Genomic DNA, 23,286 nt, shown 5'->3' with positions numbered 1-23,286 from the left:
CGTCATGTTTTAGAGCTGAAAGCAGAGAGGCGACTCTTTGGATAAGGACAAAACAAGATGTGAAAAATAGATAAAACGAGAAAGGGGCAAACAACGCCCCTGGCTTTAAGCGCAGGCCGTTCGTTTGCCCCTTCCAAGTCTTGAGGAGGACAACAACGACATGTGTGGAATTGTAGGATATATTGGACAGAATGATACAAAAGAAGTATTGCTTAACGGACTAGAAAAGCTGGAGTATCGCGGATACGATTCAGCTGGTATCGCAATTGAAAACGAGCAAGGTGTGAACCTTTTCAAAGTAAAAGGCCGCATTGCTGCATTGCGTGAAAAAGTAGATCACAACGTTTCATCCACAATGGGGATTGGCCATACACGCTGGGCGACACACGGTGCACCGAACGAAGACAACGCGCACCCGCACCAAAGTGCTTCTGGCAAATTTACGATTGTGCATAACGGTGTAATCGAGAACTATGTCGACATCCGTAAAGAGTATCTTTCTGACGTAACATTGAAAAGTGATACCGATACAGAAATCGTTGTACAGCTTGTAGAGAAAATGTATGAAGAGACGCAGGATACAGCAGCAGCATTCCGTAAAGCGGTTAGCTTGCTTACTGGTTCTTATGCCCTTGCAATGATCGATAAAGACGATAAAGAAACAATCTTTGTGGCAAAAAACAAAAGCCCATTGCTTGTAGGTATTGGCGAAGGCTTCAACGTCGTAGCAAGTGACGCGATGGCAACACTTCGTGAAACAGATACGTACAAAGAGATCCGTGACAAAGAAATCGTTATCGTTCGCCGTGACAGAGTGGAAATCCAACTGCTAGACGGTACAACAGTAGAGCGCGATAGCTTCAAAACGGAAATCGATGCAGCCGATACTGAAAAAGGCACATACGATCACTTCATGCTAAAAGAAACTGACGAGCAGCCATTCGTTATCCGTAAAATCATCCAGCACTACCAGGATGAAGCGGAACAAATCAAAATGGACCCTGCTATCCGTAATGCGATGATGCATGCAGACCGTATTTACATCGTGGCAGCGGGAACAAGCTACAACGCTGGACTAGTCGGTAAACAATTCATCGAAAACCTGGCTAAAATTCCAGTTGAAGTGCATATTGCTAGTGAATTCGCCTACAATATGCCGCTTCTATCTGAGAAGCCATTATTCATATTCCTTTCCCAATCTGGTGAAACTGCCGACAGCAGAGCCGTATTGGTGAAAATCAAAGAACTCGGACACCCAGCACTTACAATCACAAACGTGCCAGGATCCACCCTTTCTCGTGAAGCAGACTTCACATTGCCGCTTTACGCTGGCCCAGAAATTGCGGTTGCCTCTACTAAAGCATATACAGCACAGATGGCAGTTATGCTATTGCTTGCTGTAGACGCAGCAAAAGGCAAAGAAATCACACTAGATTTCAACCCGCTTCAGGAGCTTGCGATCGTTGCGAATGCAATGGAAGTACTGACAGACCAAAAAGAAACATTCGAAACACTAGCACAAAGCTATCTAAGTGAATCCCGCAACGCATTCTTCATCGGCCGCGGCGTCGATTACTTCGTCTGTGTCGAAGGATCACTGAAACTAAAAGAAATCTCCTACATCCAAGCAGAAGGCTTCGCTGGAGGAGAACTGAAACACGGCACTATCGCCTTGATCGAAGAAGGCACACCAGTCATCGCACTAGCTACACAAAGCTCCCTGAACCACTCCATCCGTGGTAACGTCCAGGAAGTAAACGCACGCGGTGCCAACACATTGCTTATCAGCATGAAAGGCCTTGAGCATGACGAAGACGCCTTCGTCATCCCAGCAGTGCATGAGCTATTAACACCACTTGCAAGTGTCGTACCGCTTCAATTGCTTGCTTATTATGCAGCAGTACAGCGTGGTGCGGATGTCGATAAGCCGAGAAACTTGGCTAAGAGTGTAACGGTGGAATAAGGAAAAAGAGATATTGCTATTAATCACCCCTTTGGATAATATTGTCTAAAGGGGTATTTATTTGCACTAAAAAGTAATCTATTATATTTTATCGACAAAAAAATTAAATTCATACATTTAATTAAAGTGAGTTGATTTTAAATGGGAAACGTTGAGGCAACCAGCAATAAAATAAAAGAAAATCAATATACTACAGACGCTAGTCCTAGTTGGAATGGTTATAACCATCAAGGCAAAGTGGGTATTTATGTTGTTTTAAAAATGATAGAAAAAATAAAGAAAGAAGATCACTCAAGATATGAATTGGAGCTAGAGTGGTTTGAAGATTTTTCGATAAAGAAAGATGATTTATATCAATCAATTCATCAAGTTAAGACTTATTCAGACACAGCGATATCCAAGTACAAAGATGCAATTTGGTTGCTATTAGCGAAATTATTAGACTTTACACATATAAGCAATGCATACTTACATGTTACTCAAAGTCTAACAAATAGTGAGAATATAAGGGGAAGATTGTTAGAATTAGATCCACCAACAGTTGTTAGTAAAGACAAAGATAAGGAAGATGATAAAAAAAGGACTAAATCGATATATGCTTCACCGAGAGAATGCTATGACAAAGTAGATGCTTCTGGTAAATATGAAGAGGTATCAAAAAAGTTTTTCTTGTATAACTATAACGAAGACCAAAATTATTGCTCTATGGAAGATATAGAATACTTGATTAAGGATCAATTGAAGAGATTAATTAAAGAGAATGTCACAGAAGTTCGTGTGGATAGAGCCTATCATTATTTATTAGGTCTAGTGGATAAAAATATAAGGCAACGACATAATAATATACAAGATAAGACGCGGGAAAATATACGGGTTCCTATAAAATTTGTTGAGATACAAGAGATAGTGGAAAATAATTTTGAAACGGTGAGTAAAGAATATGTATCTTATCACCTTAAGAATGATTTTAATAGAATTACAAATTGCTTAATTGAAGACTTAGAGGTTGATTTAGAAGATGGCATTATTGGTATAGAAGAGATAGAAAATATAAGAAAACTGGTGAATTATACAAATCAATTAAGTGAGGAAGATTTTTTGGTGTTTTGCTTGAAAATTACACCTGACAATCAAGTTAATATGGAAATACCAGATCAAATTATAAAAGTTATTAGGGAATGCTTGCATCAGACCAGTCTGAATGATGGTTTCTTTGAAATTTTAAAACAAGTCAAAAGAAATATAGATCCAGAAAGACTAATTTACAGTAAGAAAAACCAAGATGGAATTAATATGAATTATCTTCCTTCAACAATTATCGAAAAATTTCATCGTTCTAGGACGGCTAGGTTAGCCAATAGAATTGTTAACAATGCTCAGCCAGAAATGTTAAATGAAGTTGATAATATTATAACGAAGCACATAAGTTTACCTTTCTTGGAAGATCCGCATGTAACTTCAAATGTTCCGGATCCAGATATAGAAATCTTAGACCAAAACTATCATAATCGAATAACAAAAATAAAGAAAATAAGTTTGATTGATTTAGATACGGCAAAAGGGGAGCTATCATGAAGAATATAATAGACAAGATATTTAATGATAATGACTTTATCAAATTGTATATTAGCGATAAGTACAATAATCAGATTTCATATTATGCAAATTATAGCAAAAAGGCTGCCAACTTTTATTTGGTTGTATACTTATCTGAAATAGAGAGTAATTTTTTATCCGAACAAGTGCCCGATTACTATGATGCAGTAAAAGAGATGGAGAGTGGGTATGACGAGAGGATGGACAAAAATCTCTCAATGCTGATTTGTATAAATTCAGATAGATTTGATAATAACACTTTATCTGATGTAGTATTCGAACTTGAAGAGGATCCATATTTCTTTAAAAAATATGTTTTTGAATACAACAGAGTTCAATTGGAACAGCTTGAAATATTATTTAACAACATAAAGGATTCAAACTCTACCTTAAATAGTATAGTGAATAACGCAAAATATTTTCTGGATTTTAAAAGTTCAAATAAGAATACTGAAACATTACTTTATGAGATCTGTACTCGCTTAATGATTAAGTTACCTTTTCTAGGTTTAAATAAACAGCAGGAAGATATAGAAGATTTATCTCAAGAAATTAACAAGGTACTAAATGACGAACAACTATTAGAGCTGAACTCTAATCTAATGGATGTAGACGTAAATGACGTTGATTTAATAGAACAACTGATAGAAATATGGGAAGGTGGTAAAAATGAGTAAATATAAAATTGGCAGAGTATTCATACAAAATTTTAAGCACATAGATATTCTTAACTTAGATTTTTCAAATAAAGACTTAGTCGTTTTAGATGGTCCTAATGGGTTTGGGAAGACTACAGTTTTTGATGCCATTGAGATAATATTAACAGGTAAAATAAGTAGGATTAAGAATACTGCGGATAAAAGGTATGGATACAATGAAATACTTTTTGCAAATAAGAAAGATATGGATACTGAAATCAAAGTTGAATTTATAAGTGAAAAAGAGAATTTTGTTATTTCTAAGAGAATTGATTCAAATAAAAAATTAAGATCAACTGATCGCAAACCGGATAATTGGGCAATCTTCCAAACCTTTGCACTACCTAGTTTTTCTTCTGAAATTGAGGCGGGGATAGAGATTGAACAGAGTGAAATAAGTACTAAATTGTCATCAAGTAATCTAAAGAGGTACTTCAGTCTATTTTATTATGTACAACAAGAAGAGAACACTTTCTTCTTAAAACATAGTGCCAAAGAAAGAATGGATGAAATATCTCAACTGTTTGATACATATAAAGAAGAAAAGGAATTAGAAAAATTAAATAAAATAAAATCAAATATCGAAAGCGAAATAAAGACAATTGAAAGACCGCAAGGGATATTAGAAAGAAACCAAGATAAGTTAAATTTATTAAAAGAGGGCGTAAAGGATTTAAATACAGATAATCTGAGGTCAGTGGAATATTTCTCTTTATTACCAAATCATGAAACACAAGAAGAATGGGATAAGAAGGACATTGTCGTTAAGAAAGATAGTAGAGAAAAATTTATAAAAGATCTTAGGGAATTATATACATTAGTTAGAGATATAGAAGATTTTTCGCATACGGAATTTAATAATAAATTAGATAGATATAGTGAAAACATAGGCTTACTAAGAAATACTATAAACGCCTATTCTAATTTAGATAAAGTTGATATGATAAAAAAATTAAAAGAAAAAGAACGGCAATTAAAAGTTATGCAAAATGACTTATCTAAAGAGAAACTGAGTAACAAAATACAACTTTCACTTTTTACAGAATTGAATTCCTTAGTTGATTTCGATTTTGACATCGATGACATTGAAAAATACATTAATGACTTAAAAAGCCATAAAGATAGTATGGGTGAGATGTCAGATTTAGTTAGGAATTTAAATGAAACCAGAGAGACTTTAGTTGATCATTTTAATAAAATTAAAGAAAAAAATACAGATAAAGAATGTCCCTTGTGTGGTAGCTCATATGAATCATATGAAAGTTTGATTTCATCTATTTCTTCAAAAACTCAATACTTTTTGTCTTTATATGATGATTCCACCCAAAAGTATGACCAGCTTTACAACGAATTGTATGCAAAACACATTGTTAATATTCTAGAGAGAATAGATATTTATCTTAGTGATAATAAAAATATTGTCAGCGACAACTTTTTTGACCAGTTTACGGAAGCTGTTCAACAAAAGGATGATATATTAAGCTTCATGAAATGGTGTGAAGAGCATCATATTGATATAAGTACTTATCTAAACAGCAATACTGTAGATATTGAAGATATAAACAGCAGAGTTAGTGAAGTAAAAGAGAGTTTAATTGCTCATAAAAAAAATGTTGGTGATTCCTATATCAATCATACTAATAAGCTAATAGTTTTTAATAGACTATTTAATGGAAATTTAGAAGAAGTACGAAAGATAAAACTTGAAAAAATATTGGATAAAGTGGCGTATATAGATTATCAATACTATTATGGAAGTTCTACAATTATAAAAGAAATTGAAAAAGAGATTACTACCATAACATTAAAAGCAGATAAATTAAAAGAAATGATAGAATCTATAAAGTTAATAATAAGCGTATATGAAAACCAGATAATTAATCATTGGAAGAAAATAATAAGGGATATAGAGATTCCTTTCTATATCTTCAGTGGTAGGATAATCCAAAATTATCAAAGGGGATGTGGACTTTTTATATATGAAAATGAAAGTTTCGGACAGAAGAGTATTAGATTTGTCTCTGATATGAAATCTGATCATGATGCCATTAATTATCTCTCATCAGGGCAACTATCTGGATTAGTAATTTCTTTTACCTTGGCATTAAATAAAGTGTATGGTAAGGACTCGGTAGATTTATTATTAATTGACGATCCTGTACAAACAATGGATGAGATTAACATAGCTTCGCTAATTGAATTATTAAGAAACGAATTTAGGGAAAAACAGATATTCTTATCTACGCACGAAGAAGACGTCTCAAGATATATTCGTTATAAGTTTCTAAAATATGGTTTAAATACTGTTAGAATAAATCTTAAGAATGAATTATATACAAACCTTCTTAGCAATTAATTAATCTTGTAAATGTACACTGTAGATATGCAAGGTAAGTATCTTTTTGAAGATACTTATAAATCTTACATTGAAAATGGAGACAAACTAAGTTTCTAATAGTTATAGACAGTAACTTAGAGTTAGTCTAGCAGTATAATTACCTACAGTACAAGATTTCTAAGATTAATTACTGATTCCATATTGGCTTATTGTACCTTTGCTTAGGTGTGGTGAGCCTTTTCTTTTTGTTTCTAAGATTCTTATTGTAACTGACAACTATTACGTCAACATTGTATATGATGCTATGAGATCTAACTTAAACATTCCGTTATTTTATGAAGCATTATAAATATTATATATAAGATTATATGGTGCGACTTTTTATAATTAAGAAAGAAGGTGCACACCAAATGAAAAAAACATATTTTACCTGGCTTGCTATCCACTTTATAGTCTGGGCGCTAATTTTCTTGGAATTTGGAGCTGATTTAAATGCAAGACAACTGACAGGTATGAGTATTTTCCATAGCCTATTATTTATTGTACCGCTCTTTAAAGATAAACCATTCATACAAACTCTAATATTCTGTGTTCAAGCTTTACTCACAATCCTCATTTTCTACTCTATAAACAACAGTTTAAGTCCATATGCAATCCTCATACAATCCTTAGTAATGGCAGAAGCAGTCTTTTATCTTTCACGTACTAAAAGTTTAATAGTAATTGCTGTTCAAATTGCGAGTGTTGCAGTGATTTTAATATTATCGACACCCACCATTACTCAATTAGTATGGAGTGCATTATATTACCTTTTACTAGTAGTCGCCTTGCTTTATCATCAAGTTATACATAACAGAGAAAATGAGGCGCGCTTAAGCAATGAGGCCTTACTCGAAGAATACAGAAGAATGAAAAGACAGCTTCTTGTAGAGGAGCAACAAGCAAGACAAGATGAGCGGATGCTAATTGGACATGAGATTCATGATTCGGTCGGGCATAAGCTGACGGCGTTGCTGTTTCAGTTTGAGGCATTTCGGTTAACGGCGGCTGAGAAGGATAAGGAGACGGTCGGGAAGCTGAAAGAACTGGCTGAACAGAGCTTGGAGGAGACACGGCAGGCGGTGCGGTCATTCAAGCAAAATGAAGTGGGCGGTTTGCAGGGTGTGATCCGACTTATTCGGAAATTAGAGATAGAGAGTTTTATGAAGATCAATTTTTCTGTAAAGCATGGTGCGTTTGCGGCTCCTTTGACGGGTGAGCAGTCATTTGCAATCTTTCGTGCTGTGCAGGAGGCATTGACGAATATTATGAAGCATAGTTCTTCGAGAGAGGCGCAAGTCATATTCGAAGCTCCTGGAGGCAGTATTTTTCGGTTTGAGGTGATCAATGCTGCGACGCATGATCGTTACTTTCAGGAAGGGTACGGGTTGAAGGCGATGCGGGAGCGCTTAGAGAAAGTGGGCGGAACGCTTGAGATCGATTATGAGACGCACCGCTTTTTGGTGAGAGGCACGATAAGATTAGCAGACTGGGGCGGTTCTAATGATTAAAGTTTTGCTGGCTGAAGATCAAGTAATGGTTCGTCAAGGCTTGAAGATGATGATTGAAACGGATGACGAGATTCGTGTGACCGGGGAAGCAGATAATGGGAAAGAAGCGGTCAAATTATGTGAAAAGCAGCTTTTTGATGTAGCCATTTTGGATATTCGTATGCCTGTGATGGATGGGATTGAAGCTGCGAAAATTTTGCGCACGCGTTTTCCTTATATAAAGGTGCTCATGCTTACTACCTTTGATGATAACGAGTATGTTATGAATGCTTTGAAGCTGGGAGTTAGCGGCTATATGCTGAAAAATGGAGATACAGCATCGCTTATTCGCTCCATTAAAAGCGCTTTGAGCGGCGGCTTATCATTGGAGGATCAGGTTGCTTCAAAGGTGATGCCGATTCTGCTGCAAAACCAGGAAGAGAGACAGATTGACCCGACATTGACCCCGAGGGAAAGAGCAATATTGAAGTGTATAGGAGAAGGATTGAATAATAAGGAAGTGGCCGAACGACTAGGATTATCGGTTGGGACTGTGAAAAATCAAACGAGTCACATTTTAGATAAATTGGAATTAAGAGATCGGACACAGTTAGCTATTTATGCGATACGTCATCGTCTCGTATAAAAAAGTGACGAAAGTAATAAGTGCCCAATCGAAGAATGACCATAGTCAGTAGTGGCTTTGGTTTTTTTTATTTATGATGCAAGTAACAACATTAAAGGAGGCAAAAACGTGCTTGAAACCATCAACTTAAGCAAGTCCTTCAAAGGAAAGAAAGTTGTTCAGGATCTCAACTTGTACTTGGCAGATGGAGAATCAGTCGGATTACTCGGTCCAAATGGAGCCGGGAAATCAACTACAATTTCCATGATTTCCACTTTGATCAAGCCGACAAGCGGAAGAATAACCATGAACGGTGTGAACGCGATTGCTAAACCGGGTGAGATCAGAAGCGTTTCTGGTGTGGTGCCACAGGAATTGGCGCTGTATCAGGAGCTGTCCGCCTATGAGAACCTTAAGTTTTTTGGATCGATTTATAAATTGAGGGGCAAAGAACTGGAGAAAGCTATTCAGCAGGCTTTGGAGTTTGTCGGGTTGGATGATCGAAAAAAGGATTTGGTTAAGACCTATTCCGGCGGGATGAAACGCAGGCTTAATATAGCGGCGGCGTTATTGCATCGCCCGAAGATTTTAATATTGGATGAACCGACAGTCGGTATCGATCCGCAATCGAGAAATCATATCCTAGAAGCTGTACGGGCGTTGAATCAGACAGATGGAACGACAATTCTTTATACGAGTCATTACATGGAAGAAGTAGAGCAGCTTTGCGATCGATTATACATTATGGATCACGGCAAGGTCATTGCAGCAGGAACTAAAGATGAATTACTCAGTATATTGTCGACCGAGAATAAGATAAAGGTGGAATTAAACAAGCTGGATGAAGCCTTTGTAGAGCAAGTAAAGACAATTGAAGGAGTTCATAAAACAGAAGTAACGGAATTGCAACTGAAGATTATAGCCGCAAAAGGCAGCAACTTAATCAGCAAATTGGTTCATCTTACAGAACAGCATCAAATCCAATTGCTTCATTTCCAAACAGAAACGCCTAGTTTGGAAGATGTATTCCTTCACTTAACCGGACGTACGCTGAGAGATTAAAGGGGTGTCGTGATGCGAAGTTTCATCAAGAAAGATTTGTTGATATTTTTACGGGACTGGAAAGAGCTGCTCACGGTCCTGTTGCTTCCTATTATTTTGGTTATCGTGTTGAATTTTGCTTTTGCTGGGTTATTTGATAGTGGTGATGAAGTATCAATGGACTTACAGTTAGCCGTGGTCAATCAGGATAATGAGACGGAAGCAATGGAGCAGCTGAAGGAAAGATTGGTTCGTGATGCTGCCTTTGAAGAGCAGGAGGCAAATGCTATCTTGGAAGCTGCGGGAGAGATACAGCCTGTTCAACTGCTATCGGATTATCTGGAAAGTGACGATGTAAAGGAATGGGTGACGGTTCATCATCTGGAGGAAAAGGCAGCAGCCGAGAAAGTCAAAGAGGGCGAACTGGATGGTATGCTAGTCATCCCACAGGGATATACCGCGGATAGTTTATATGCGAGCTTCGCAGGCGAACCTCCAACTACATCATTGATTTATAAAATAGAAGAAGAGACGACAGATAGCAGTGCTCTACAACAGTTTATACAAGGATTTATTGAGCAATTAAATTATCAATTTGCAATGCAGGAAATAACGAGTGGTACAGAAATAGAGGCAGATCTTCCTGAAGGCGGTATGGAGGATATAGGCGCAGCGCACGACTTCACGATGACCCAGTACTTTACGATAGCTTTAGGAGGATTATTTGCCTTATTCGTCGTGGCGACGGTAGCGATGAAAACAGGAGTGGAAATCAGGGACCAAGTATTTAACCGAATATTGTTAGCGAATAGCCATCCAATGCGGTTTTTAATTGGTAAAATGGCTTCCACGATTTGTCTGGTTGTACTGCAGATTATATTTGTATTACTTGTATCCCACTTTCTTATGGCTGTATTTCCGGATCGTTCGATAGCCTTTTGGGGTGGTGTCTTCGTGATGATAGTCTTGCTCGCTTTGGTGCTGTCGGGCTTAGCGGCTATTTATACGGCACTGTTATTGCGGATGAATAGTGTTGATGCGGCAAATGGGATTTTTATGTTTTTTACTTTGCTGTTCGGTACGCTAGGAGGAGGATTTGTTCCCATTTATATGCTGCCTGAATGGCTGCAGCAAATTGGAGAATGGACTCCGAACGGTTTATTTCTGTCCATACTGACAGAGTGGGTACAATTTGAGAAACTGTCATCCATCTTCCAGCCAAGCATGTTCATGATCGGTTATTTCTTATTATTCACTTTCATTGGCTTAGCTTTGTTTCCGAAAAGGGGGAGAGCACAATGAAAAATGTATTATGGGTGCAATTCTCAAAGGACAAACGAAATCCATTGCTCGTTCTATTGTTGATTGCGGGAAGTATTGTAGCTGCCATTTTATTTGGCGGTGGCATTCAGTCCGCGACAACAGTTGGGATTTTCAGTGAAGAAGCTGATGCTGCAGAAATAGAAGATAAGTGGGAAGCATTGTTAAATACCGATGACTCCTTTACATTTGAAATAGTGGAACCAGAAGAAGCGCGTGAAGACATAAAGAAAGGCAATATCGATGTAGCAGTAAAGGTCATGGAGGATGATTACCGATTGCTGGTCTCCAAAAATATGCCGACCGTTTCTTCTGTAGAACGACATGTTGATAAGGCGTTTCAGCAAGAAGCGCAAATCAGTGCGGTTGAATCACAAGTGGGAGAAGATGTCCGGGATGAAATGGAGAGCTACCTAGAAGATGCACCATTTCAGCTGGAAGCGCAAGGGTTGGATAGCGAACAGATTCCTACGTACAACATCCGTACACAGTTGCTATTTTCCTTCACATTCTTGATCTCGATGTTCATCCTTGGATTCAAGGTTAATAATGTGACACAAGATAAGGTTGCTGGTATTTGGGATCGGATGATTTTATCGCCAATGAAGAAAACTGGTATGTACAGTGGTTATTTGTTGTATAGTTTTCTGATTACGATGCTTCAAATAGTTATCGTGCTGATCGTGTTTAAATATGTCTTGCGTTATGATGTCGGAGATAGTCTGTGGCTGATCATCCTCATTGCAGCGTGCTTTACTTTTGGCATGATCAGTATTGCCATGTTGATTACCGGATTTGTCAGGACGCCGGAGCAATTCTATGCCATTTATCCGTCCGTCATCCCGCTAATTCCGCTTGTCAGCGGAGCTTATATGATGCCGGGAACGATTACCAATTCTGTGCTACTGTTTATTGCGGATCTGTTCCCGCTGGCACATGCAATGGAAGCGATTATGTCGGTTGTGTTCTATGGTGCTGGTTTGCAGGATGTCATGATGTCTCTGTTGTATATGTTATTGATTGGTGTCGTGGCTATGGGGTTGGGAATTAATCTTGTGGAGCGGCGGAGCAGTTAGGGAATTGCTTATATGAAACGAAAGAGCCTCGATTACGCATCGAGGCTCTTTCGTTTCACATCATACCATTTGATTAAGCTATGTAAAATACTATCCAATAAACCAATCTCGACTGCTTTTGCTATGGCTCCATCCCCAAATCGTTCACTGCGCACTATATAAGTAGCAGCGCGAATGGCATCTGCAACACTTAACTCCATAGAAGGTAAATAGTCTGGCAACCCGTTACTCTTCCAATTGTATAAAGGGGTTATGGCGCCGACAGTATATAGCAGATTCGTGGCTTTGTCTATGCGTTCACTATAGGCAGGGTAGTTTAATGAATGCTCGTTTCCTCCATTTGTCCATACTACATTACGATCTTCAACTGTCATCTCTTCCGCAACAGAACGCAATTCCGCCCAGGCGTCTGTCTTCGACTTGTCTAGTTCGTTTATGAGTTGTATATTATCTGGATTTCCGTCCATAAACATCATCCTCCTTTTATTAGATTATATCGCATTCCCAGTATACGCTGAGTTGCGAACACGAAATCTGTGATCGTGTTACGGCCTCCTCTTATCCTCAACTTCCATAATTCTAAATATTATAGTAACAGTAGACATATTAAAACTGGTTCCAGACTCTCAGATGTTAATTCGTTTATTCGGATATTTGTACGTACAAGTATATAGGATCGCTTTGAAAACATATATTTATTTTTAAAAATGATAAATAATCTATTCATAAAACAGGGATTTTATACTTATTGACAACTTTATCTATTCCTCCTAATCTTAAACTAGTAATATGAAAGCGTTATCACGTATTGAGGAGGAAAGAGATGAAAGCTAACAAAAGTATACTTGTGACGTCGATGCTGTCTGCCGCATTACTTATTCCTGCTATTCCAGGCGCTGATACCCTGGCAAAGGATAAAGAAGGAAAAGAGAATATACCTGTATTTGAAAATGCCTCTGTCCATGATCCTTCCTTCATTGAAGTGGACGACCAGTACTATGTGTTCGGTTCCCACCTAGCTGCAGCAAAAACGAACGACCTTATGAAATGGAAAATGGTAGATTCGGGTGTACGTGATGGGAATAAGCTGATTCCCAACATAACGGAAGAACTTAAGGAGACACTTGAATGGGCACAGACGGATACGCTCTGGGCAGCGGATGTAATTCAGCTGGCGGATGGGAAGTTTTATATGTATTACAATGCGTGTAAAGGAGATTCGCCGCGGTCTGCAATGGGTGTGGCAGTGGCGGATGATATCGAGGGACCGTATAAGGATACTGGCATCATCCTGAAGTCGGGTATGTGGGACGAGCCGAGTGAAGATGGAACGATCTATGATGCGACAAAGCATCCGAATGTAGTGGATCCGGATGTGTTCTATGACAAGGATGGCAAGCTGTGGATGGTGTATGGCTCATACTCTGGCGGTATTTTCATTATGGAAATGGATGAAGAGACAGGCAAGCCGCTTCCAGGCCAAGGATATGGGAAGAAGCTGATGGGCGGCAACCATAGCCGGATCGAAGGGCCAGCAATGATGTACAGCCCAGAAACAGATTATTACTATATGTTCCTATCATTCGGTGGGCTGGATGCTGTTGGCGGCTACAATATTCGTGTGGCGCGTTCTAAGTCTCCAGATGGTCCGTTCTACGACGCAGAAGGAAATGACATGATTGATGTGAAAGCAGATCCGAATCTGCCTCTGTTTGATGACAAGTCTATCGAACCTTATGGCGTGAAGCTGCTTGGAAATAACTTGTTTGAGAAGAAGGTCGGTGATCCAGGTGAGAAGCCGGGTATCGGCTATGTTTCGCCAGGACATAATACCGCTTTTTATGATGAGGACACGAAGAATCATTATTTAATCTTCCATTCTCGTTTCCCAGAGCGCGGTGAGGAGCATGAAGTACGGGTGCATCAGATGCATATGAACGACAATGGATGGCCGGTTGTCGCGCCATCTCGTAATACGAATGAGAAAGAAGCGAAGATTAAACGCGAAGATATGGCTGGTGATTATCAGTATGTGAACCATGGAAAAGATATTTCTGCTGATGTGAAAACTTCTGAACAAATCACCCTGAAAGAGAACGGAAAAGTCGAAGGTGCTGTAAAAGGAAAGTGGAAGTACGGAAAAGATAATGAGATTACCCTGACAATTGATGGCGAGAAGTATAATGGGTTCTTCCTGAAACAGTGGGATGAAGCGGCAGAAGAATATGACACGACTTTCACTGCTTTATCTGATAAAGGTGTCGCAGTCTGGGGCAATCGAATGGAAGACATGAAAGATAAAGAAGTAGTTGCAGCAGTCAAGAAGGATCTGAGCATCTCAAACAGCGATAATTTATTTCAGAATGTAGAGCTGTCGACAGAAGGGACTCATGAATCCGCGATCAAATGGACGTCATCCAATCCAAAAGTGATTGAGGCTGATGGTACGATACACCGGCCAGCGGCAGGAAGCGGAGATGGCAAAGCTACACTGACTGCAAGTATTCAAGCAGGAAAAAAGAAAGATACGAAAACATTCCAAGTAACAGTAAAGCAACAGGCTTCTGAGCCGGAAATTGCGCAATATAACTTTGGTAATCCTGGCAGTAAGGAAGCTACTGATTCTTCCGGCAGCAATCTGCCTGCACAATTGAAAGGGAACGCTGTGCAAACCGAGGATGGCAGGCTGGCGTTGGATGGGAAAGATGCTTATGTGGAACTTTCCCCTCTTGTTGCAGATGCAGAGGATTTCACATTTTCCGCCCGGGTGAACTGGCAAGGCGGTGTAGCATGGCAGAGAATCTTTGATATTGGTGAAAGCAACGGCAAGAACATGTTCTTCACGCCATCTGACGGCAGCGGCAAGCTGCGATTTACGATTCATAATGGAGTAGATCAGAATATCACGACTGATGAGGCATTAGCTACAGATGAATGGGTACATCTTGCGGTGACGCTTGAAGGAGATACCGGAAAGCTGTACGTGAATGGAGAGCTTGCAGGAACAAACGAAAATATAACGACTAACCCATCTGATATTCTCGGAAATACAAACTATCTAGGGCGAAGCAGGTATGCTGCGGATGCGTTCTTTGGCGGGCAGATGGATGATGTTGCAGTGTATCGGAAGGCGTTGAGTGAAACGGAAATAAAAGAATTGGCTAACTAAAGGCAGTTAAGAACACCTCTTGTGAAGGAGGTGTTCTTTTTCTTTACTCATAAATTAAAAATTATTATAAGTATTAACAGTGATTTTAATATGGTTAAGGAATAATATTCCTTTAGTGTTTATAATGGAAAATACAAGGTGAAAGTTTATGTTAGGATGATGATGTTGCGTACCGAGAGATATAAGAACCAAACAGAGGCTTTAGAGTATTGTCATGAAGCTATATTCTCTCTTGTTATAGGAATCTTATCAATATTAGGAGTCATTTTTTGGGATAATGGAGCAACTCTAGGCGGATTCGGACTAGGGATGGCGTACATAGCGCATAGAGAGATTAAGAAAAGCAAACTAAAAGGCCGGAAGTTTGTAGTAATAGGTATAGTGTGCAGTTTGATTGGTATAGTAGGTAGTTTCTTGTGATAGATTCCTAGTATAAAGTCGGTAATAGAACAATCTATTACTAATCAACTTTTCTTTTACAAGGCTTGTGGTTATAGTAGGGATACAATAAGATCTTCAATAATTTTTCTTGGGGGTAAGTAAAATGGAAGCATTCGCAGAATATCTAGCTCAAATTGACAACCCGCAGCACCGGGAACGAACGGAAGAAGTGCTGAAATGGGTGGCTGAGAAATATCCTAATATGGAACAGAAAATAGCCTGGAATCAGCCGATGTTTACTGATCACGGTACATTTATTATTGGCTTTAGCATCGCAAAACAGCATTTGGCTGTTGCTCCGGAAAAGGCGGGAATAGATCATTTTTCTGATGATATTGTGCAGGCAGGCTATGACCATACGAAGCAGCTGGTTCGTATCAAATGGGATGGGCCGGTGGATTATTCATTACTAGAAAGAATGATAGAGTTCAATATTACAGACAAAGCAGACTGTACGACTTTTTGGAGGAAATAAAGTAAGTGAGTTGGAAGCACCTCTAAAGGTGTTTCTTTGCTGGGAATTCAAGATTCCGAGCTTGCTGGACAGAGTAAGGAGAAGACATATGGAACAATCTAATCAATTAAAACAAAACGCCTCACGTGTTGGTATTGCTGTGTTAGTCTTAAGCATTCTGCTTGTCGGTGCTAACTTGCGTGCTCCGATAACAGGGTTAAGTCCTTTAATAGATAATATTCGTTCAGATACAGGCATAGGCAATGCTGCAACAGGCATGCTGACTACTTTGCCTTTGGTTGCATTTGCTGTATTTGCGTTGGTCGCGCCAAGAATTGCTAAGCGTGCAGGTATTGAAAGAACTTTATTTGCCGGACTGATTATCATAGCTGTTGGACTTATATTTCGGTTTTTCTCACCAGTATGGATGCTTTTCGTTGGTACGGCTTTAGCGGGAATCGGTATTGCCATGGGAAATGTACTCTTGCCGGGATTAATCAAGCGGGAATTCCCTAAAAATGTTGGTGTAATGACTGGAGCCTATGCGATGACCATGAATGGGATGGCCGCGCTTGCTTCTGGAATCAGCGTTCCTCTTTCAAATGGACTTGGAAGTGGATGGCATGGCTCACTCGCAGTATGGGTTATTTTGACGCTTGTAACGATGGTCGCTTGGATACCGCAGCTGCGCCAAAGAGTAACAACATCATCCATTTCCCTTCCTAAGAAAGGAAAGAAACTATGGTCATCGGGTCTCGCCTGGAAGGTAACAGGTTTTATGGGATTGCAATCGCTATTGTATTACATCATGATTACCTGGATGCCCACAATACTTCAAAATCAAGGCTTTAGTGAATCAACAGCTGGCTGGCTTTTAGCTCTCACACAGCTTTGTAGCTTGCCGACTTCATTTTTGCTCCCGATCCTAGCAGGTCGTCTTGCAGGACAAAGGGGCATAGTGAGCATCATAGCTTTGTGTTTCGTTATGAGCTTCTCCGGGTTGTTGACGGGTATTACCTGGATTTGTGTTATCAGTGTTTTACTGTTCGGATTAGCGGGAGGCGGTGTGTTCAGTCTCGCAACAATGTTTTTTGTATTGCGGACACACTCAGCTCAGGAATCCGCAGAATTATCAGGTATGGCACAGTTTGTCGGATATCTATTAGCCGCAGTAGGGCCAACATTATTTGGATTAATTCATGATGTTACGTCAAGCTGGACAGTGCCGCTAGCATTGTTGGTTGCTGTGGCTGTAGTGCTCTGGATTGTTGGTATGGGAGCTGGGAAAAACGCGTATATCAATCAGAGGCAAGGCGGGGGCATACAGTAACAAAAAAGACTAACTACTCATCACAGGGTAGTTAATCTTTTTAATCTCTGTAAGATGAACTGAAAAAGGCAGCTGAAGAATAGATGAGGTGCCCGTTCTCTTGTTTCGTTTCACAAGTTTTTGATACTATTTATTCGAAAATTTCTGTAGAATACAACTGAAAGGAGAGAATACCTATCATTTAAATTTTCTTGAATTCGTTCGAATCACGGAACGAGTATTCTACCATTGATTTCTCTTAGACTCATGCTTCTATAAGAATCAGATAATGAAAAGGTATAGTACAGGATAAAAAAATATAGGTGCTATTGGTGAGTAACTGTCTAATTTTAGATTAGTTGTCAACTTTTATTTTCTCTTATCCCCTAGTAATCGCAACTTGTTTCCTTACATTCTTCTTTAAATTCAGGAAAACCTTCATTTGTACTGATACCTGCTACACTTATATCTTTATGGAATTTTATTGAGAAACCAGCATTACCATTCACTGTTCCATCTATAGTCATGCTACCCATTGGAGCTGTATAAGGTTCGTCCATTTCAATAGAGCTTACATTTTCGAAATTGCTTTCTATATAACTTTTAGCTGTATTCTTGGCTTTAGTTATTGTGTCATCATCGAACTCAGAATTACTCCCGTTCACATTACATCCTCCTAGTAGTATAATGGAAAATATAGAAACTAATAGAAAATGTACAATTTTTTTCATAACTACACCTCGTATAAAGTATAACAAAGAGAGGGCTTGTTACCAATGAGCAAATTGAATGATTATCAGGCCGGTTATATTTCACAGGAAACCTATGTAAATGGTAAGAAGCAAATCGTGATTGAATCATCTTTTTCGAATGAAAGAGTAATCTGGAAAACAGTAGACATTATTGAAGACGAAGACACAGGTTTATATGGTTATGTATTAGAAAATCCTAAGACTGAAGAGATAGTAATTAGTTTTCGAGGTACAGAAACTGATAAAGGTTTATCTGAAATGATAAAAGACTTTGATGAGGATTTAAATGGAGTTGTTTTAGGTGATTCGAATTATACAGATGTGTATGAGGCAACGGAGACTTATACTGGTTCCCGGGCTCAAATCCAAAGTTTATATGTTGGCAGTGCGAAATATAATGCGGAAGAGCGAACGGTTACATACACAAATAAGAACCAGTTTTCTGAAGCAGAAGTTGCTGTTAAAAAATATGTGGAGAGATATGGTGCCGAGAACATAACATTTACTGGTCATTCGCTTGGCGGAGGAATTGCGCAATATTGCGCAGTCATTTATGACGCCAATGCAGTTACCTTTGCTGCAGCAGATGCTTACGGGTTGTTAAGTGAGGATCAGCAGCAAAATGTTCAAAATGGTGATTACAAAGATAACATTATTACTTATGCATATCCAACTGATATAGTCTCTATGTTTCATGATAAGACAATTGGCTCGTTTTATTATATGGAAGATCCAGCGGAGAAAGATGGTGTAGGGAATCAATTAGCGGATAAGCTTGGTTCTCACTATATTAGTAATTACATGGATGAAAGTCTCTATAATAAAGATGGCTACTACAAATCAGATCTTCTATTTGATGAAAAACTTCGCGCAGCTATCTCCACATCACCTCTCTTCCTAAAAAATAGTGGTGTCTCAGATTTCCACATCGTTATTCAAACCGAATTAATGAAATCCTATGCGGCGCAAGTAGAAGCTAGCGAAGATCTCATTGCGAAGACTAAAAAAGAGATGATGCAGTTCTTGGATGATTATCTCTCCGCGATGGAATATGCAAAGAGTAAATTCAAAGGGCAAGTTGGATCGGGCAGATATGATAAGTTGAATGGCTCCGATGTAGATGATATCTATCGGGATCTGACTGTGACTGGCCCAAAAGGTGTTCCGATGTTATTCGAGATGGATTATTTTGATGAAGTGATTCAATTTCTGAAGGATGCACAATCTGACACGGGGGAAATCGCACACAATATGAACAAGATGGCGAAGGATTTTGCGCATATTGATGAAATGCTGGCAGGTTGGCTGAGGTTCTGATTCTTTAGTGGAAGGCATGATAAGAATGTTAGATATACTTGATGAATTTGACGAATTCTTGGAGAGACGAAAGCAAAAGAAAGAGTTGGAAAGAAGTATCAAAGATGATTTGGAAGCAGATGAGAAGTTTTATAAGAAGTATTTAGAACGCTGCAACCATATTGAATCGCTTTCAGAGGAGCATATAAAACTCAAGGATGCGCTGGAGGATTGCTTTGATGGACAGGCGAATAAAGCACTGAGGCAACGTTTGGAGGAGAATATCCTGCTTTTGAAAGGGATAGAGCATTCATATGTTATTTTAAGAGAAAGCATTAGAGTTCGTGGTGGATGGTGGTCTTAACTTTTATTAGTGTCACTAAAATCTGCAATAGTATGACGAAAGTTTATTTGAAAAAGATTGATTAGTCGCGAACATATATTACTACGAGAAACCGTCAGCATTTGTGCTGGCGGTTATTTTGATTGTCCTGGCAGAATTTCACTCTATGTAATGGGGTATAGATACTGTAATAGTGTTGGTTGCTGTTGCAGTTGATTCCTATATTTGGATTATTAAAAAGTATCGTATCCAGCCGGGGATGATTGTATAATCATGAAGCATATATAGCAGACGTATTTAATACAACAGCAACATAGCCGTTATAAGATAAAGGAACTGTCCTACTAAGCAAACTAGCAGCATGAGTTAAAGACCTAGAAGAACGAGGTGTTGCGATAGTGAATGTATATAAATCAACTAAAGATAATTTGAAAGAAGAGTTGTTGCACGCACTTGATAGGGAGGAATTTCGTCTTCTTTACCAGCCAAAGCTCAACCTGCAGACAGGCAAATTGTCCGGAGTGGAGGCGCTGATCCGCTGGGAGCATCCTGAACAGGGAATAATATCTCCGCTGGAATTTATCCCTACTGCTGAAGAGACAGGGATGATTCTGCCTATTGGGGAATGGGTGCTGCGGACGGCATGTATACAGAATAAAGCGTGGCAGGAACAAGGTCTGTCTTCTATGATTGTGGCGGTTAATCTATCCGCTTCTCAGTTGTACCAAGGTGATTTGGCAGAAAAGGTACAGTCTATTTTAGAAGAATCACGGCTCTCTCCGGAGCATTTGGAGCTGGAGATTACCGAGTCTATGACGATGGATGTCGATTATGTATTGCCTATATTGCATAAGCTGAAACAGATAGGTGTTCGAATCAGTCTGGATGACTTTGGCACCGGATATAGTTCCCTCTACCACTTAAAGGAATTTCCGATAGACATTATCAAAATAGATCGGTCATTTGTGCGTAATTGCACGATTGATTCAAAGGACGCTACCATTGTCAAAACAATTATCGCAATGGCGCACCAATTAAAGCTTGAAGTGATAGCTGAGGGGGTGGAGTCCAAAGACCATCTCGTCTTTCTGCAGCAGAACCTATGTAATGAGGCGCAGGGTTATCTTTTCAGTAAACCGGTTGCGCCAGAGGAATTTACGAGAAGCATTCCTTGTTTGGAACAGATTATTCCAGATGAAGGCATCTCTTTAGAGAAATCCAACGAAACGTGGCTGCAAAACGGTGTAGAAAATACGTATCAGGATTTGCAGGAGGCCGTCAGAAAACAGCGCGGCATGATTTTTAAATATAAAAAGGAAAATGAACGGTTTGTCCATAGTTTTTGTGATGGGGAACTAATTTACCGCTTGCAGTTTACTCCTGACCAGCTTATCGGAAAAGACTTAAAAGACTTTCTCCCGGTTGAAGAAGCGGAAAGAAAAATGGAATTTTACGAGCGGGCATGGAATGGGGAAGAGAATGTCATATACGAGTCCGATGTGAATGGTTTGTCATATGTCACTTCGCTGCGACCAATTATACGTGGTGGGAAGGTAGTCGAGGTAATTGGATGTTCCGTGGATATTACAAAGAAAACTGGAGTTGTATTCAGCTCAGATGATGTGAAATATCGTCTGATTGCAGAGAATGTCCAGGACTTGATATGTATAATAAATTCGGACGCTATTATCCTTTATGCTTCACCGTCCCACCAAAAGCTGCTGGGTATAGCTCCTGAAACCTTTGTAGGAGAAAGTGCTTTTAAATGGATACACACTGAGGATGAGGAATTGATTCAAACCCGGATCCATCAGATTGTGACATTGAAAACAGCTTGGCAGGTGAAGTTCAGATACAAGTGCGCCGATAATGGATGGCTGCTAGTCGAAGCTATCGGAACTCCTGTACTGGATGAACAGGGGGAAGTGGAATATATAGTGGTGGTGTGTCGCGATGCATCGTAGAGAAGAGGACTATATATTCGAAAAGTTAGATGTACAGCAGCTGATGTTTCTGGAATCATTACCTGTAGCCATAGTCATTCACAGAGAAGGCAGCATCCAGCACGCAAATAAAGCTTTTGTTGATCTGATTGGTGCTATCTCTATACAGGAGCTAAAAGGAAAATCAATTCTGGATTTTTCTCCCCCTGCCTATGTAGACATGGTTGAAAAGCGTTCCCAGCAATTAAATCAAGTCGGAGTAGTAATATCGCCGACAGAGGAGAAAGTGGTGCGTCTGGATGGAGCGGTCATTGATGTTGAAATAACTGGTGTTTCTTTAGAGTATGAAGGAGAGCTTTCTTACTTAATGATCATACAGGAGCACACCGGAAGAAAAATGGCTGAAGAAGCGTTGCGGCAAAGTGAAGCGCGATACAGATTGATTGCGGAGAATATGACAGATTTGGTCTGTATCATTGATTGGGAAGGCTATTTCAAGTACGCTTCACCGTCCCATGTAACGGTGCTTGGGTTTCCTGCTGTTGCGTATGAGGGAAAACCAGCGAGGGATTTCATGCATGAAGATGACCGTATAAAGGTACGGCGGCAAATGGATGAAATGGTGATGACCAAAGAGGGCAAAGTGCTGAAATTCCGTTTTAAGAATATCATGGGCAATTGGATTTGGCTGGAGGCGCAAGCAAGTCCTATCTTCGACGAGGATGGGATATTTGAACATTTCCTCTTTGTCTCAAGGGACATTACGGAAAGATTGGCATATGAACAGAAACTGACGCATATGGCCTATCATGATACTTTAACTGGGCTCCCGAACCGCAGGCTGTTCAAGGAAAAGCTGGATCAAGCGCTGGAAGAGGCAAAGCAGAACAAAAAGAAAGCAGCTGTTATGTATTTGGATCTCGACAATTTTAAATATATCAATGATACTCTTGGTCATGATGTAGGCGATGAGCTGTTAAAGCAATTCGCTCACAGGGTCAAGGGATGCCTGCGGAATCATGATGTACTCTCGAGACAAGGTGGGGATGAATTTACGATTCTTTTGCCGGAAATTGAAGAGGAAAATGATGTTCTTCGTATTGCAGACGATATCCTGGCGTCCTTTCAAAAAGCATGGAATATAGGCAGGAATCTCTTTAGGACAACATCCAGTGTCGGGATAGCCTTCTATCCGGCGGATGGCACGAAGGAGTATGAGTTGATGCGGAGTGCTGATGCCGCATTGTATCAGGCGAAAAAGAATGGCAAGAATATGTATCGGACATTTTTTGAATGAGATCAGATTAATAGAACTTCCTGCATACAGTTATTATCTGTATGCAGGAAGTTTTTTGTTTTTCAGTAGATTGAAATCCAACACTAGTTTATGATG

19 protein-coding genes are annotated in these 23,286 nt (G+C 39.4%); 17 read left to right on the top strand and 2 right to left on the bottom strand.

Features of this window, described 5'->3' with window-relative positions:
* Nucleotides 1–160 precede the first annotated feature (160 nt).
* From glmS to CHH58_RS15805, 9 genes are all read left to right on the top strand, one after another.
* A complete protein-coding gene (gene glmS / locus CHH58_RS15845) occupies nucleotides 161–1,963 on the top strand; it encodes a glutamine--fructose-6-phosphate transaminase (isomerizing) (RefSeq protein ID WP_095235148.1) in 1,803 nt (600 codons plus the stop codon).
* A 141-nt stretch (nucleotides 1,964–2,104) separates the two neighbouring features.
* Nucleotides 2,105–3,538, top strand: coding sequence for an ABC-three component system protein (locus tag CHH58_RS15840; protein ID WP_095262803.1), 1,434 nt, complete (start codon nucleotides 2,105–2,107; stop codon nucleotides 3,536–3,538).
* Nucleotides 3,535–4,236 (top strand): ABC-three component system middle component 1, encoded by a 702-nt coding sequence (locus CHH58_RS15835; RefSeq protein WP_095262802.1) that lies wholly within the window; start codon nucleotides 3,535–3,537, stop codon nucleotides 4,234–4,236. Before CHH58_RS15840 ends, CHH58_RS15835 begins: the two co-directional genes overlap by 4 nt.
* Nucleotides 4,229–6,613, top strand: coding sequence for an AAA family ATPase (locus CHH58_RS15830; RefSeq protein WP_095262801.1), 2,385 nt, complete (start codon nucleotides 4,229–4,231; stop codon nucleotides 6,611–6,613). Before CHH58_RS15835 ends, CHH58_RS15830 begins: the two co-directional genes overlap by 8 nt.
* Nucleotides 6,614–7,005: 392 nt before the next feature.
* Nucleotides 7,006–8,145, top strand: a complete 1,140-nt coding sequence (locus tag CHH58_RS15825) for a sensor histidine kinase (RefSeq protein ID WP_095262800.1) — start codon at nucleotides 7,006–7,008, stop codon at nucleotides 8,143–8,145.
* Nucleotides 8,138–8,770 (top strand): response regulator, encoded by a 633-nt coding sequence (locus CHH58_RS15820; protein ID WP_095262799.1) that lies wholly within the window; start codon nucleotides 8,138–8,140, stop codon nucleotides 8,768–8,770. Before CHH58_RS15825 ends, CHH58_RS15820 begins: the two co-directional genes overlap by 8 nt.
* A 108-nt stretch (nucleotides 8,771–8,878) precedes the next feature.
* Nucleotides 8,879–9,811, top strand: coding sequence for an ABC transporter ATP-binding protein (locus CHH58_RS15815; RefSeq protein WP_095262798.1), 933 nt, complete (start codon nucleotides 8,879–8,881; stop codon nucleotides 9,809–9,811).
* 12 nt (nucleotides 9,812–9,823) lie between these two features.
* On the top strand, nucleotides 9,824–11,092 hold the full coding sequence (locus CHH58_RS15810; protein WP_095262797.1) for an ABC transporter permease: 1,269 nt from the start codon (nucleotides 9,824–9,826) through the stop codon (nucleotides 11,090–11,092).
* Entirely contained in the window at nucleotides 11,089–12,186 is a 1,098-nt protein-coding gene (locus CHH58_RS15805; protein ID WP_095262796.1) for an ABC transporter permease, read from the top strand. The genes CHH58_RS15810 and CHH58_RS15805 overlap by 4 nt, the downstream gene beginning before the upstream one ends.
* Before the next feature lie 32 nt (nucleotides 12,187–12,218).
* Here the strand turns inward: CHH58_RS15805 and CHH58_RS15800 are convergent, their stop codons facing one another.
* Nucleotides 12,219–12,653, bottom strand: a complete 435-nt coding sequence (locus tag CHH58_RS15800; RefSeq protein WP_095228373.1) for a DUF6508 domain-containing protein — start codon at nucleotides 12,651–12,653, stop codon at nucleotides 12,219–12,221.
* Between the two features lie 356 nt (nucleotides 12,654–13,009).
* On the opposite strand from CHH58_RS15800, the gene CHH58_RS15795 reads away from it, so the two are divergent.
* The 4 genes from CHH58_RS15795 (at nucleotide 13,010) to CHH58_RS15780 (ending at nucleotide 17,580) form a co-directional block, all read left to right on the top strand.
* Nucleotides 13,010–15,355, top strand: coding sequence for a family 43 glycosylhydrolase (locus tag CHH58_RS15795; RefSeq protein WP_095262795.1), 2,346 nt, complete (start codon nucleotides 13,010–13,012; stop codon nucleotides 15,353–15,355).
* A 156-nt stretch (nucleotides 15,356–15,511) separates the two neighbouring features.
* Nucleotides 15,512–15,775 carry a DUF4190 domain-containing protein gene (locus tag CHH58_RS18940; protein ID WP_141235106.1) on the top strand — a complete coding sequence of 88 codons (264 nt, stop codon included), beginning with the start codon at nucleotides 15,512–15,514 and terminating at the stop codon, nucleotides 15,773–15,775.
* Nucleotides 15,776–15,899: 124 nt separating this feature from the next.
* Nucleotides 15,900–16,271: an iron chaperone gene (locus CHH58_RS15785; protein ID WP_095262793.1), complete on the top strand. Its 372-nt coding sequence runs from the start codon at nucleotides 15,900–15,902 to the stop codon at nucleotides 16,269–16,271.
* 88 nt (nucleotides 16,272–16,359) lie between these two features.
* A complete protein-coding gene (locus CHH58_RS15780) occupies nucleotides 16,360–17,580 on the top strand; it encodes a CynX/NimT family MFS transporter (RefSeq protein WP_095262792.1) in 1,221 nt (406 codons plus the stop codon).
* A gap of 365 nt (nucleotides 17,581–17,945) precedes the next feature.
* Here CHH58_RS15780 and CHH58_RS15775 read toward each other — a convergent pair whose 3' ends face one another.
* Nucleotides 17,946–18,290, bottom strand: a complete 345-nt coding sequence (locus tag CHH58_RS15775; protein WP_141235105.1) for a hypothetical protein — start codon at nucleotides 18,288–18,290, stop codon at nucleotides 17,946–17,948.
* A 45-nt stretch (nucleotides 18,291–18,335) separates the two neighbouring features.
* On the opposite strand from CHH58_RS15775, the gene CHH58_RS15770 reads away from it, so the two are divergent.
* The 4 genes from CHH58_RS15770 to CHH58_RS15755 all read left to right on the top strand — a co-directional run bounded on the left by CHH58_RS15770 (nucleotide 18,336) and on the right by CHH58_RS15755 (nucleotide 23,190).
* Nucleotides 18,336–19,628, top strand: a complete 1,293-nt coding sequence (locus tag CHH58_RS15770; protein WP_095262791.1) for a lipase family protein — start codon at nucleotides 18,336–18,338, stop codon at nucleotides 19,626–19,628.
* A gap of 25 nt (nucleotides 19,629–19,653) precedes the next feature.
* Nucleotides 19,654–19,971, top strand: coding sequence for a hypothetical protein (locus CHH58_RS15765; protein WP_095228387.1), 318 nt, complete (start codon nucleotides 19,654–19,656; stop codon nucleotides 19,969–19,971).
* Nucleotides 19,972–20,348: 377 nt separating this feature from the next.
* Entirely contained in the window at nucleotides 20,349–21,914 is a 1,566-nt protein-coding gene (locus tag CHH58_RS15760; RefSeq protein WP_095228389.1) for an EAL domain-containing protein, read from the top strand.
* Complete coding sequence (locus tag CHH58_RS15755; protein ID WP_095262790.1) at nucleotides 21,904–23,190, top strand: sensor domain-containing diguanylate cyclase; 1,287 nt, start codon at nucleotides 21,904–21,906, stop codon at nucleotides 23,188–23,190. The genes CHH58_RS15760 and CHH58_RS15755 overlap by 11 nt, the downstream gene beginning before the upstream one ends.
* Nucleotides 23,191–23,286 lie beyond the last annotated feature (96 nt).

This window comes from Terribacillus saccharophilus, assembly GCF_002272745.1.
Taxonomy (GTDB): Bacteria; Bacillota; Bacilli; order Bacillales; family Amphibacillaceae; genus Terribacillus; species Terribacillus saccharophilus_B.
The sequence above is the reverse complement of the archived record's forward strand: the minus strand, read 5'-3'. Positions and strand labels throughout refer to the sequence as shown.